This is a genomic window from Paenibacillus sp. Marseille-Q7038 (assembly GCF_965111595.1).
This window is the reverse complement of record NZ_CBCOOM010000002.1, coordinates 1,196,466-1,210,200: the sequence shown is the minus strand read 5'-3', so window position 1 is coordinate 1,210,200 and position 13,735 is coordinate 1,196,466. Positions and strand designations below refer to the sequence as shown.

General features: G+C 41.5%; 13 protein-coding genes. 6 read left to right on the top strand and 7 right to left on the bottom strand.

From position 1 onward, the window contains the following. The first annotated feature begins 2 nt into the window (after positions 1-2). Entirely contained in the window at positions 3-926 is a 924-nt protein-coding gene (locus ACWPWY_RS22910; RefSeq protein WP_454193788.1) for a LysR family transcriptional regulator, read from the top strand. Here ACWPWY_RS22910 and ACWPWY_RS22905 read toward each other — a convergent pair. Together ACWPWY_RS22905 and ACWPWY_RS22900 are read right to left on the bottom strand one after the other, a co-directional pair. Continuing rightward, positions 916-1,581, bottom strand: a complete 666-nt coding sequence (locus tag ACWPWY_RS22905) for a potassium channel family protein (protein ID WP_454193787.1) — start codon at positions 1,579-1,581, stop codon at positions 916-918. The two genes, ACWPWY_RS22910 and ACWPWY_RS22905, sit on opposite strands and share 11 nt — an antisense overlap. A 19-nt stretch (positions 1,582-1,600) precedes the next feature. Further along, a complete protein-coding gene (locus ACWPWY_RS22900; RefSeq protein WP_454193931.1) occupies positions 1,601-2,932 on the bottom strand; it encodes a TrkH family potassium uptake protein in 1,332 nt (443 codons plus the stop codon). Positions 2,933-3,318: 386 nt separating this feature from the next. On the opposite strand from ACWPWY_RS22900, the gene ACWPWY_RS22895 reads away from it, so the two are divergent. Further along, positions 3,319-5,028, top strand: coding sequence for a CPBP family intramembrane glutamic endopeptidase (locus ACWPWY_RS22895; RefSeq protein ID WP_454193786.1), 1,710 nt, complete (start codon positions 3,319-3,321; stop codon positions 5,026-5,028). Here the strand turns inward: ACWPWY_RS22895 and uvrC are convergent. Beyond that, positions 4,997-6,910 (bottom strand): excinuclease ABC subunit UvrC, encoded by a 1,914-nt coding sequence (uvrC, locus tag ACWPWY_RS22890; RefSeq protein WP_454193785.1) that lies wholly within the window; start codon positions 6,908-6,910, stop codon positions 4,997-4,999. The two genes, ACWPWY_RS22895 and uvrC, sit on opposite strands and share 32 nt — an antisense overlap. A 190-nt stretch (positions 6,911-7,100) precedes the next feature. Then, positions 7,101-7,415, bottom strand: coding sequence for a thioredoxin (trxA, locus tag ACWPWY_RS22885; protein WP_191802012.1), 315 nt, complete (start codon positions 7,413-7,415; stop codon positions 7,101-7,103). A gap of 233 nt (positions 7,416-7,648) precedes the next feature. On the opposite strand from trxA, the gene ACWPWY_RS22880 reads away from it, so the two are divergent. After that, the gene (locus ACWPWY_RS22880) at positions 7,649-7,807 is read left to right on the top strand and encodes a YqzM family protein (RefSeq protein WP_454193784.1); all 159 of its coding nucleotides are present in this window, start codon (positions 7,649-7,651) and stop codon (positions 7,805-7,807) included. Positions 7,808-7,936: 129 nt separating this feature from the next. Here ACWPWY_RS22880 and dnaI read toward each other — a convergent pair whose 3' ends face one another. The 3 genes from dnaI to ACWPWY_RS22865 form a co-directional block, all read right to left on the bottom strand. Next, positions 7,937-8,893 carry a primosomal protein DnaI gene (gene dnaI / locus ACWPWY_RS22875; protein ID WP_454193783.1) on the bottom strand — a complete coding sequence of 319 codons (957 nt, stop codon included), beginning with the start codon at positions 8,891-8,893 and terminating at the stop codon, positions 7,937-7,939. Positions 8,894-8,973: 80 nt separating this feature from the next. Next, positions 8,974-10,509 carry a DnaD domain protein gene (locus ACWPWY_RS22870; RefSeq protein WP_454193782.1) on the bottom strand — a complete coding sequence of 512 codons (1,536 nt, stop codon included), beginning with the start codon at positions 10,507-10,509 and terminating at the stop codon, positions 8,974-8,976. A gap of 265 nt (positions 10,510-10,774) precedes the next feature. Then, positions 10,775-11,068: a YuiB family protein gene (locus ACWPWY_RS22865; RefSeq protein ID WP_454193781.1), complete on the bottom strand. Its 294-nt coding sequence runs from the start codon at positions 11,066-11,068 to the stop codon at positions 10,775-10,777. A gap of 241 nt (positions 11,069-11,309) precedes the next feature. Here ACWPWY_RS22865 and hemQ point away from each other — a divergent pair, with 241 nt between their 5' ends. The 3 genes from hemQ (at position 11,310) to ACWPWY_RS22850 (ending at position 13,559) form a co-directional block, all read left to right on the top strand. Further along, positions 11,310-12,056 carry a hydrogen peroxide-dependent heme synthase gene (gene hemQ, locus ACWPWY_RS22860; RefSeq protein WP_454193780.1) on the top strand — a complete coding sequence of 249 codons (747 nt, stop codon included), beginning with the start codon at positions 11,310-11,312 and terminating at the stop codon, positions 12,054-12,056. A 184-nt stretch (positions 12,057-12,240) separates the two neighbouring features. Next, positions 12,241-12,882, top strand: coding sequence for a hypothetical protein (locus tag ACWPWY_RS22855; RefSeq protein ID WP_454193779.1), 642 nt, complete (start codon positions 12,241-12,243; stop codon positions 12,880-12,882). After that, positions 12,846-13,559, top strand: coding sequence for a transposase (locus tag ACWPWY_RS22850; RefSeq protein ID WP_454193930.1), 714 nt, complete (start codon positions 12,846-12,848; stop codon positions 13,557-13,559). The genes ACWPWY_RS22855 and ACWPWY_RS22850 overlap by 37 nt, the downstream gene beginning before the upstream one ends. The last annotated feature ends 176 nt before the right edge of the window (positions 13,560-13,735 follow it).

Below are 13,735 nucleotides of genomic sequence, written 5' to 3'. Positions count from 1 at the left end.
ATATGTTTGAGGAAATGCAAGCCTTTGCCACCGTTGTCGAACAATCCAGTCTTAATCAGGCATCCAAATTATTAAATCTATCTCAGCCGGCCTTATCACGAAAAATAGCCAAGCTCGAGGGTGAACTTGGCGTGACACTTTTTAATCGAAAAGGAAAAAGGCTTGAACTGACCTCCATTGGTCGACTTACTTATGACTTTGCACTAGAGCAGCGTCAGCATCAGTTAAAATTTCTGCAGTCCCTGGCTCAGTTTAAAGACGACACCGATAGTATCATCACCCTAGGAGCCAGTCTTACAACCCTTCAAACCACTCTGCCTCCCCTGATCTCTGCTTTTATGGATAAACACCCGCATGCAGAGATTAAACTCGTTACAGGGAAAACACATGAGATTGTATCGGCCGTACGTGACAGGCAGGCAGATGTAGGTATCGTTGCCTCCTCCATCAGTGAGCCAGGGCTGAATTGTATTCCATTATTTGAGGATCATCTTGAACTTGTCGTCCCCAATACTCATCCACTAAGCGGTAGAGAGTCCTTCATGGAAGACTTACAGAAGTTGCCGATGATCACTTTTTCCAAGGGGACGTGGTACCGTAAATTAACCGATGATCTGTTTCACCGAACAGGGATTATGCCTGACATTCGTATGGAGATTGATTCCTTTGAGGCTATTATCCGTCTGCTTCCTACTTGTAAAGCAGCTGCTTTACTTCCCAAATCCTATGTAAGACCGCAGCTGCTGTTAGACAATGATCTTGTTACGGTTCAGATCGCCGAACTGAAGCAGACGCTCCGAACAACCTGTATGATTTACGGAAAAAAAGAAGAGCTTAGCGCAACCGCTAAGCAGTGGATTCAGGAAACGACTGAATTTTTCGCATGCCCGCCGCTTACCATGATGCGTCTGCCTTTTACTCGTTAATTACTTCTTCTTCAAAACGATCAATGTTAGTATGGGTACCAATGATGACCATGATATCTCCACTGCTGATGGCATCAAGTGCAGTAGGGGCGATAATTACGCCCTCTTTCTTTTGCAGAGCAACAACGCTGCAATTGAAACGCGCTCTGGTATTTACTTCACTTAATGTTTTTCCGTCCAAATGTAACGGAGCTGTGATTTCAACAATCGTATAGTTATCCGACAGATCAATATAATCGAGCAGATTAGGGGTGACCAGCTGATGAGCGACCCGCTTACCCATATCTCTTTCGGGATAAACTACACGATCGACTCCGAGTTTTTCAAGCGCCCTGCCGTGCAATAAGGAAATCGCTTTGGCAATGACTTTTTTTACACCAAGTTCCTTTAACAAAATCGTACTTAAGATGCTCATCTGCACGTCATCGCCGATAGCGACAATCCCGCAGTCAAAGTTCCGGACTCCAAGCGACCGCAGCATATCTTCATCTGAGGCATCCGCTACCACGGTATGGGTGAGGACATCACTCATGTCATTTACGATCTCTTCGTTACGATCAATACCGAGGACTTCATATCCTTTTTCAACGAGTTCCATTGCAAGGCTCGATCCAAACCGACCAAGCCCAACCACTACAAATTGTTGTTTCTTCATCTTTATATTAATAACTCCCTTACCCTATAATGATCTTGCCTTCAGGGTGCCTGTATAGTTCTTTATTCTTTTTACTAAGTGCATATCCTAGGGTGATCGGACCAAGACGTCCCACAAACATCGTTAAACTGATCAGTAATTTCCCAATCATCGACAATTCAGGAGTAAGACCCATGGAGAGACCGACTGTACCAAATGCAGAGGTGGTTTCGAATAATATAGCTAGAAACTGACTGTCCTCTGTTGTTGATAGAATCATCGTCACTCCAATAACGACAACCAAAGATAACATCGTGATCGTTAATGCTTTAAATATTCGTTCCTGTGGAATTCGATAACGGAACATCACCACGTCATCGCGTCCTTTAACCATGGAGATGACCGCACCGATGAGAAGCGCAAAGGTGGTCGTTTTTATTCCGCCGCCGGTAGATCCTGGGGAAGCCCCGATAAACATCAATATAATAATAAAAAACTGAGTTGCCTGCCGGAGACCTGCTATATCAACCGTATTCATCCCCGTTGTCCGAGTCGTTACTGACTGAAAGAAAGAAGCGAGTATTTTGCCCCCCGCATCCAGTTGTCCCAGTGTCCTAGGATTGGTAACCTCCAGAATAAAAAATACGACCGCTCCAAAAACAACAAGAAACGAAGTCACCGAGATGACTACTTTAGAGTGTAATGATAATTTTCTAATCTGACGAATCCCGACTAAATCAGACAAAACAACAAATCCAAGACCGCCAAGAATGATAATAGCCATGCTTACGATATTGATGACCAGATCATCATCATACAAGGTTAAACTGCGGAATTCACCAAACAAATCAAACCCTGCATTATTAAACAAAGAGATCGAGTGAAATACTCCAAAATAAAGGGCTCTGCCAAACGGCATATCAAAAGACCAGCGTATTGTTAGAATTAGTGCTCCAATCAGCTCTATACTAATGGAATAAACCAACACTTTTCTAACCAGTTTCACAATACCTTCAATGGAATTCTGATTTAAAGCTTGCTGCAAAATAAGTCGCTCCCGCAGAGATATCCTTCTACGAAAGACAATAGCAATCAGGGTGGTCATCGTCATAAACCCCAAACCGCCAAGCTGAATTAATACAGCGATCACCACTTGACCAAATGTAGAAAAATAATTACCCGTGTCCAGTACGACGAGTCCCGTTACACACGTTGCCGAGGTTGCCGTAAAAAGAGCATCAATAAATGCTAGACTTTCCCCCGTCGTATTAGCCATTGGAAGCATAAGCAGCAATGTGCCAACCAAAATAATAGCTGCAAAACCGAGCACCAATGTTTGCGGCGGATTCAATTTAAAAATACGGGAGGTCATGTTAAACACATGTTCACCTCATTCATTTTCTTCAATTAAAAAAAGAACCTTTTCCGAGCAATTTTGTATAGCTCTAGGTAATGGTTCTCCCTGTTTTCACTTTTTAAGATTCAGTCTGCCCATGACCATATGAAGTTCAACCCCGATTATAAGTCTTCCCCAATCATGAACACAAAATGAAAGAACCGATAATTTGGAAGAAATTCATTCATATTAGCATAAATTCATTCAGAAAGATTAGATTATAAGACATTATTGAATATTTACAAGCTTATAAACGCTTTATCATGGATTTGCTCAACCCACTCGCTTTCACTAAGTGGCTATGCTATCTTTACAGTAAATGAATTATGGCGATTTACCTGCAAATTACAAGGAGGAATAACATGAATCGAACAGGGCAACCCCTTGTGCTTACGCCCCATTTTAAACGGCTTGGAGTACTGGGAGCTATCGGCCTTATTTTGTTTGTTGTCTTACAGATTTTACCAGGGACTGCCATGCAGTCTACTGAACAGCAAACGCAGAAGGTAATAACGAAACAAGAAGCTTATGAAGCAGCTCTACCTTATGCACAGCAGCAAGTAGGCATAACAACAGAAAATGTCTCTTATGAAGATGTTCTTGTCACCTATAAGTCTCATTCCGATCTCTACGGCTATCTTGTAGATAATGAACTGCTTGTTTCTTATAACGAAAAGTTTAAGCAGCAGTATCCTTATGATGTGTACAGTGTAAGGATACCAGATACAGAAGGTGGACAGGTGACTGTCGATGTACATATGAATACGGGAATGCCCGTTAGCTACACTCATGAATTCCCTGCTTCTTCTTATGTGGATCCCGAAGTGCTTCCCGCATCTCAAGTAGAAGAAGCACTGCTAATTAACCGAATGGCAGAAGGCGGGATTACCTTATCGGAAAAACAGCAACTGGCTGCTCCGATCTTGGCCGTTGCAGGCTATACACCCAGCAAGCTGAACCTGAAAAATACGGATGAGTCGGATACAGGCCTTATCTATACCGATCCTTCCATGAAAATTGGCGACTCTGTTCTTGAACTTCGATTCACTTTTGAAAATGGAGAAATACGTTCGTACGAGCCTCAGTTCTCTGTTCCAGCAACTCATACAGCCTATGTAGAAAAACAAACGTCTCAAGCCACAATCATGACGCTTGCCGGATACGGTTTATTTACCTTATTGCTTGGTGTACTCGCCATTATCTACAGTGTCCGTACCCGAGCATACACCTCTTTTAAAAGAGGAATCTGGTTATCCATTTTGTATTTCCTGTTCACCATGATCGGTACCATTAACCTGCTTCCCACGTTTCAGGCAGAGGGATATTCAACCGCAATGTTTATCATTCTGCTCAGCATACAAGCATTGTTTACGTTGTCGATGACCTGCCTCGTGTACTTTTCCCTTGTGGCTGGTAATGGACTCTGGCGTAAAGATGGAATTAACTTATGGCCGCAGGCCAATGAAAAAGGATATGGACGTTATGTACTGAACAGTATGTTCTCCGGTTATCTCTGGGCATTCGCTCTCTTAGGACTCCAATCCATTATTTTTATCTTTTTGGAAAAGGGCCTCGGTTCCTGGTCTACAACTGATGCAAGCCAGTCACCGTATAATATGCTCTACCCATGGCTTATGCCTCTGCTTGCTTGGATGGCTGGCATTGGGGAAGAAGCTGTATATCGTCTATTCGGTATCCGTATGTTCAAAAAAATGGTGCGCAGCACCATTCTCGCAAGTCTGATCACTTCTGTGATCTGGGCAATGGGACATACGCTGTACCCAATCTATCCTGTCATCACAAGACCGATTGAACTTACCATTATCGGACTGGTATTCAGTTTTATTATGATACGGTACGGATTTATTACTTCCATGTTTAGTCACGTCATATTTAACAGCATTCTCATGGGAGTCAGCCTGATTATAATGATGGATGCAGTAAATGTATTCGCCGGCGTTTTCTGGATCATTCTTCCTGCTATTGTGGGTTACATTATTTATCGATTTAATCCCGCACCTAAAAAAAAGAAGCCGTTATTCACGGCTCCTCATCTTGAAGAGAATCAATAATTTGTTTGGCTAGTTTATCACCAATGGAAAGAGGCCGGAAGTCTTCAATGCTGGCCTCTTTCATTTTGCGTAAAGAACCAAAATGTTTGAGTAACATCTTGCGTCTCTTCTCCCCGATTCCTGGAATGGAATCCAGCTTAGAGACAACCATGGACTTGCCGCGCTGCTCACGGTGAAACGTAATGGCATAGCGGTGAACTTCTTCTTGGATCCGGTGAAGAAGATAAAATTCCTGACTATCGCGGGCAAGCTGCACCGTTTCGTAGGTATCGCCCTTCATCAGCTGCGAAGTCTTATGCTTTGCATCCTTTACAAGTCCGCAAACCGGAATAAATAACCCTAACTCATCATGCAAAATCTCCTGAGCCGCTGATATTTGACCTTTTCCACCATCGACGATAATTAAGTCAGGTTGCTTCAAACCTTCCTTCAGCACCCTTTCGTATCGGCGCCGTATAACTTCACGCATGGTCTCATAATCATCAGGCCCTTGTACGGACCGAATCTTATATTTCCGATATTCTTTCTTCTCTGGTTTTCCATCAATAAATACAACCATACCGGATACTGGATTTGAACCTTGAATATTCGAGTTATCAAACGCTTCAATCCGTCTTAAAGACGGTAGTCCAAGTGCATCAGCCAAGCGTTCTGCTGCTTTGGATGTTCGTTCTTCAGTCCGTTCAATTAAACGGAATTTCTCATCAAGAGAAACTTTCGCATTCTGAATCGCCATAGTTACCATTTGACGTTTGAGTCCCCGTTTTGGCAGAAGGACTTTAATACCAAGCCAGTCTTGCAAAAGCGCAGCTGCAGAAATAGGGTCATGCGTTCCAACTGATTCCGCATTTTCGGATCTCAATAATTCTGCGGCTTCATCCTTTTCTTGATCTTCCTTATGGTCCATTTCCTCTGCTACTGGTAGCAGAATCTCTTTAGGTAATGCAGGATTGTCACTATAATACTGCGTTACGAAGGATATAAAATCACCGTACGCATCCCCATAGAACGGAAAAGTCGTGACATGTCGTTCAATCATTTTCCCTTGGCGGACATATAAAATTTGAACACACATCCAACCTTTATCCACAGCAAAACCAAATACGTCCCGGTCTTTATTATCCGCGGTCGTAATTTTTTGTTTCTCCATAAGGGCATCAATGCTCATAATCTGATCACGCAATTCTTTTGCCCGTTCAAAATAAAGATCTTCTGCGGCTTCATGCATTTTTCTCTCTAAATCTTTTTTTATTTCTTCATGACCACCGCTAAGAAAAGACCCAATCTCCTGACTAATGCCCTCGTACGTTTCTTTCGGGATTTCTTTCACACAAGGAGCCATACACTGACCCATGTGATAATAAAGACAAACGTCCTTAGGCATAACACCACATTTACGAAGTGGATACATCCGGTCGAGCAGCTTTTTCGTCTGATGAGCAGCATAGGAGTTCGGATAGGGACCAAAATACTTTGCTTTATCTTTGAGAACTCTCCGAGTCACCTCTAACTTAGGATGACGTTCATTTGTTATTTTTAGATAAGGAAAGGTTTTGTCATCTTTTAAAAGCACATTATATTTCGGTTGATATTTCTTAATGAGATTAAGCTCAAGTAACAACGCTTCTTTGTCACTATTGGTGACAATATATTCAAAGTTGCGAATATCTGCAACAAGTCTTTGTGTTTTTCCATTATGACTGCCTGTAAAATAAGACCGTACGCGATTCTTCAAAACTTTAGCTTTACCTACATAAATAATCGTTCCTTGTGCATTCTTCATGAGATAGCAGCCGGGAAGATCCGGAAGTAAAGCGAGCTTATGCCTGATATTCTCAAGCGCCTTTTCTTGTTCTTCTATGCTCTCCAAATGCGAATCCATCGCGGTTTCCCCTCCTAACCATGAATTGCTTATATATATAAAATAAAGGATCTCACCTTATTCATTTGTCGAATACATGTTCCTATATAATAGTATAACTTCTGTTTCTTCTATTCAAGTGGAAGCCTATGGTTTACATAAAAAACGCCCCTGGCAAATGCCAGAGGCGTTCCCCTCATCACAAGCAGTATTAATGCTTGGAAATCAGGTTTTTCAGGTTTTCTTTGGAGTTCAGTCCAACGACTTTATCCACAGGTTGGCCATCTTTGAACAGAATCAAAGTTGGGATACTCATAACGCCAAAACGGGAAGCAGATTCAGGGTTCTCATCTACGTTCACCTTAGCAATTTTAACGTCATCTCCAACGTCAGCAGCTAGCTCTTCTAAGATCGGAGCAAGCATTTTACAAGGACCGCACCAAGGCGCCCAGAAATCTACAAGAACCGTACCTGTACCTTCAACTTCAGTGTTAAAGGATTGATCGGATACATTTACAATAGCCATGAGAAAGTCCTCCTTCTATATAATGCACAAGTATTATTTAAACACCTTATCGTTATCATAAACGATTACTTTATTATAGCATATAACGATGTGTAATGCGAAACGTTTGATTATTTCCTATCCCTACAAATTCTTTACAAAATCTTCCTATAACCGTTATACTTGAAGAAATTCGTACACGCTGTTATAGGAAATAACTGCAGCGTATACAGTCTTATGAAGGAGGGTCCATCATGGAACCAAAAGTGCTTCGTCCTTACGATCCACGTTCCCACAAGAATGAAGAACCTCGTAATGATTTATTCGATCTTTTGGGCGGGTTCATTGGCATGTTCCTGTTCATGACGGTCATCTTTTTTGGAATGGTCATTATTAAATTCCTGATCAGTTAAGAACCGAAGATCCAGGAGACACCAAAGTCTGATTCTTTTCTCTATTAAGAGATAGGATCAGACTTTGTTTATTTTGCTGCTCAGAGCGATTTATTATTCACTTTTCAACAAATTAACGTACAATCTGCCTTATTCTTTGTTTTTCCCCCGCTGATTTTCTCCGCGCACAGGAACAACTTCAACAAAAGGCCGAATACGGTCCATGAGTCGTTGTCCTTTGTATCTTTCTTCCCCATCCTTGCTTGTGAAACTCAAGTGTTGTTCCAAACTTTCCAAACTGTAATTGGAAGTATAGAACGTAGGTTTACGGTTCATTCGGTAGTTCAAAATGGAGCCAAGAACATGATCCCGTACCCATGGACTTAAGTTCTCTGCCCCGATATCATCGAAAATGAGCAAATCACAATTTTTTAAAATTTCCGTTGTTTCCTTTAGCTTCTGTCCTTCTTGGATCATGGATTTCAAATCTTCCACGAAATCAGGCATATAGACAATCACACCTGTATAACCAAGAAGAGCAAGCTCATGAAGCAAGTACCCCATTAAAAATGTCTTCCCTGTTCCGAAACTTCCTTCCAGGTAGAGTCCTTCTGGAGATAATCCATTTTGCTTCGTATCATTGATATAACGGAATACTTTATTCACAGCAGGAGCACGCTGGAGATCTTTACGTAAAATCTCTGCGACATTATACCCTTCACTTAAAGTACGCTCATCCACATAGAAACTGCGGATTCGCTCTCTTACCTGCTTGTCATGTTCGCTTTTCAGCTGCAGAGAGCAAGGAGTCTTCTTATCTATAATTTCAGGTTGTCCATTAAAATATTCAACCGAAAGTTTGGAATAATGACCCTGAAAATCATTGGGGCAATTCGCAAGTCCCGGACAATTGGCACAATGATTACAGTCTTTGGCGTATTGATAAAATTTGCTTAATGAGAGCTTAAACTTCATATCATCCACTTCAGGATGTTCTTCCCTAAACTTTTGCACATATGGATCTGCTTTAACCTGGTCTTCAATGCGCTTCGATTGCTGACGAAAGGATGGATTCAACTGTTGCAAAATGGGGCCTAATGATTCCATAGGTATAGTTTGCGCCCACCTTTCTTTCTTAGATTGTTAATTAAATTCGCTCGGCTCAGTCAAGCATAAATGACCAATACTCAAGAAAAAGTAGTTCGTTTCGCCTGCATTTCCTCAGCAAAACGAATCATTTCCTCCAGTTCTTCCTCACTTACAACATCACTACTGCCTGTATCTTGAACAATAGGAATCTCGGGTTTTGATCTTGCCTGCTGTTGATATGAACGAGGACGACTCGTTTTAGAAGTCCGTTCTCCAGCTCCCGCTTTTTCTTTGTTCCCCTTTATTTTTGCTTGATCCCGAATATATTGAACTGCTTTTTCATAAGTATAAACTTGTTTTAGCAGCATATTTGAAGCTATGGCTTCCACGAAATTACGATTAATTCGTTGATCGCTGCCCGTTACAAGCATGGTCATCAGATAATGGATAAGCACATTGATCACTTCTGCTGGCAGCTTATAGCTCAGATCAACCTTTTCAAAAATATCGATCAGATTATCCGGAACAGAACCTGGGAAGAAAGTTTGTAACAGACGTAAATAAGGCTCGTTCCTAAGCATCATATTATATTGATGAATGTCACATTTGGTCGCAAACTGAGGTGGAACCTCCAGATAGTACTCCATTTCAACGACATGTTCAACAGGCAGTTCATCGTTTTGTTCACTCTGAGCTACCTGACGAAGATTAACCACTTTGGCTGCATGGATACTCTGTTCTTCTTTCCGTTTCTTTCCTTGCCGGAATGTCTGACTCGCCAGTTGCTGAAGCCGGTCCAAGATTACCTCGCCTTGCTGATTAAATACACCATCTTCATCAAGCAATCGGCATACATCTTGAACTCCTAAGCTGTATTTATGAACTACATAATTAATAATCCCCAGCTGTTCTGTATCAAATCTAAGATGTTCCACATGACGACGATTCACCGATTCCTTCGGAAACCGAAGAATAATATCGGAATAGTTCAGTTTGCTTTCTTCCGGTACAGATACGATCGCTTGGTCGGCTCTCCCACTGGATACTTCGGACAAAGCTTGTTCAAGCTCATAATCAATTACATGCGTATTTAGCTCGAAAATCTCATAAAAAGGGACCGAAATATTTTCTTTATTCATAGCAGGCATACCAACATCCGGTGCATCTTCTGTCCATAACTGGGACCGCAAAGCCAGCACGGCAAACTTGCCAATTCGATCTCTGAGAAGCAAAGTCAAATGCTGTGTCCTAAAAAACTCTCCAGGAGAAAGCGGTGGACTAAGCTCGTATTCATAGGTATATTCATCTGTCTCTGGTACATAAACCCGTGATGTTTGTAAAAGGCCGACCGCTTCTAGCTTCGAAGTCTGTTCCATCAGGAACGATCGTCCCTTCTCACTTGGGTCAATTCCCAAAGTCAGAAATAATTTACGTTGCTGTTCCATCCCTGAGTAACCAATCTGATCAGCTCTTACATGCTGAAACAGCAAATGGTACAAACTGATGGCAAAAGCGCCTACCATCGGCTGATAGGCAGAGCTGAGCATCCGTTCGTCCAGGCTGCTAAGGCCAAACTCACGGAAAACGCAGTAACGATGATTTTCTGTAAAGTGAAGCATATTCTTCACGCGCATTGCTCATTACTCCTTCTCTCCGATTTGTAGTGAACTCTATTCTATCATAAAAAGGGCCGGCTTAAATCTTCAAATATAGCCAAAATCCCTGCTTAATCTTTCCGCTATTCCCTCTTATCTGACAAATGTTCACATTCCCTCTGTTTTTGAAATAGGGTGTTTCATTGTACTCTACTATTCTATGAAAAGGGAAGACATTCATGACAAAACCCTCTTCTCATCATATGAAAAGAGGGCAAGTATACTCACAAAAAATAGGGTAAAATCAAAACATTTTGTAGCCGCCTACACGTAGTTTTTGGATCGTCCATCCACTAAGAATGGCACCCGCCACACCGCTGAGTCCAATTAAATAATCAACAGGTCCATAAGAACTCATATGTGTACCAAAGCTGCTGCTTCGATCCCACATGGAGAAGATGACAATAGGTATAAGGACAATAATAAATAGATAAGCAGGAAACCAAGTCGTTTTCATCAGCATGTTCAAAATAAAACCGATGCCAAACATCATAACAAAAAACAAGATCATAAGCACGAGCACAGGTAAAAACTGCATTCGCTTACATCCTCCTTCTTTCTACCAAATCATGAACTACCATCCATAACAGATAATAAATAGTGTAACCGAAAAAATGTGTCCCCGCAATGAACTTTCTAGGTACCTCCCGCGTATTTACCGACTTTAAATCAGATCTTCATTTGCCCTGCTCCTTCTGCCTTTGATACAATAGAATCATTGATTTAATATATGAAATAATCTGATATACAAAATTTAATATCATATAGGAGTGAAACAAATGAACGAAGCTGCATCGACTTTGGAAGGCTGGTATGCTCTTCATGATTTCCGATCGATTAACTGGTCCGCTTGGCGTTCTGCTGATGAGGAAGCACGCGCTGTTGCTTTAGACGATCTCCAAGAATTTTTACAAGAGTGGACTTCTGTTGAAGAAGCTGGCAAAGGCAGTTCTGCCGTATATACGATCATTGGTCAAAAAGCTGATTTTGTAATGATGCATTTACGTGAATCTTTGGAAGACTTGAATGCACTGGAAAATGCATTTAACAAAACGACTTTTGCTCGTTTCACAACCAAAGCTTACTCTTATGTCAGTGTAGTAGAACTGAGTAACTACCTCGCTGGTAAAGACGCTGATCCGATGCAAAACCCCGAGATTGTAGCACGTCTGAAGCCGATTCTTCCAAAAAGACAATATATTTGTTTCTATCCAATGAATAAAAAGCGTGATCTGAGCGATAACTGGTACATGCTCTCTATGGACGAGCGTAAAGCGATGATGAGAAGTCATGGTTTGATTGGACGAAGCTATGCAGGCAAGGTAAAACAAATTATTACGGGTTCTGTTGGTTTCGATGATTGGGAATGGGGCGTTACTCTCTTCGCCGACGATGCTCTTCAGTTTAAAAAACTGGTTTACGAGATGCGTTTTGACGAGGTTAGTGCACGTTACGGTGAATTCGGATCTTTCTACGTGGGTAGTCTGCTGAATCTGGAATCTTTCGAAAGTATGTTGAAAGTATAATGTAAATAAACTCATATAATAAAAAGGATGCCCTCATACGCAATGTCATTTAGTTAAGGCGCCTGCTAAAAGAGCAGGTTATCGAAAAGATAACCTGCTCTTTTTTGTGAACAAACGAGAAATGAGACTTGACAAGCATGTGGAAATGTGTGGCGAAGCCCCTTGAGACAAGGAGGTTACGCCAATGAACGAGTACGCAAATTCACTAAAACAATCACTGACATCCCTTATACAAGAAATGTCAGTGCACCTGCACCTTGTCAAAAACCCTGAAACAGATTTTACCAGAAAGAAAAAACTACCCTTTGAAACAGTCATGCAACTTCTAATCTCAATGGGTGGCAATAGTATTTATAAGGAGCTCTTGGAATCAGAGGGCTATGATGTAAACACTGCAACCACGTCCGCTTTTGTCCAACAGAGAAATAAAATACTACCGTCTGCTGTAGAATTTTTATTTCATGAATTTACGCGTTTGTTTACGGATATCAAGCACTATCGTGGGTATCGATTACTTGCCGTTGACGGTTCGGATTTGCATATCGCAACGAACTCTGCGGACACAGATACCTATTTTCAAAGTGGACCGAACACGAAAGGTTACAACCTGTCGCATTTGAACATGACCTATGACCTTTGTAACAGACTTTACGTGGATGCCCTTGTTCAGCCACGAAGATTGTGCAACGAGGGAAGGGCAATGGCAGATATGGTTGACCGTTCTCCTATCCAAGGCAAAGCCATTGTTATTGCCGATCGAGCTATGAAAGTTACAATAACTTCGCACATATTGAACGCAAAGGCTGGAACTACGCCATACGAGTAAAAGATGTAAACTCCAATGGTATTCTTTCGGGGTTACGTCTGCCATCTAGTAGAGAGTTTGATATTGATGTTCATCGGACACTCACCAAAAAACAAACCAAAAAGGTCAAGGCTCAACCCGAGATTTACAAGTTCATCCCTTCCACTTCTACATTTGATTTTTTGGATTTGCATGAGCGCATGTTTTATCCAATTTCCTTTCGGGTTGTTCGTTTTATCCTGCCGAGTGGTACTTATGAAACGATCATTACCAATCTTTCTGCTACTGATTTCCCACCTGATGAAATCAAATCGATTTATAACATGCGCTGGGGCATTGAAACCTCTTTCAGAGCATTAAAATACACGGTTGGTCTGACAAATTTTCACGCCAAGAGACAAGAATCCATCACCCAAGAGATTTTCGCAAAAATGATCATGTACAATTTTGCTGAAATGATTACCTCGCATGTAGTCATTTCCCAAATGGATAAACGGTACCCCTACCAAGTCAACTTTACAGTCGCTGTTTACGTTTGTAGACATTTTCTGCGCTTACGAGACGATGAACCCCCACCCGATTTGGAAGCACTGATTCGTAAAAACATGTTGCCGATTCGATCCCTTCGTCAAGGGCAGAAGAATACACGAAAAATCCGGTATAGATCCGTTGTTAGCTTCGTCTATAGAGTAGCATAATCCATTTCAACACAAACTTTTTTTAGCGGATATTTCATCCGCTTTGTTTGCTGTGCGCTTTTTTTACTTACACCAAAAAAAACAGCACAGGACTTTTCCCCGTGCCGTTTTAAATTTAATTCAGGTTTTGTCTTTAAAGCTTAACTAAATGACATTGCCCTCATACGGCATCCTTT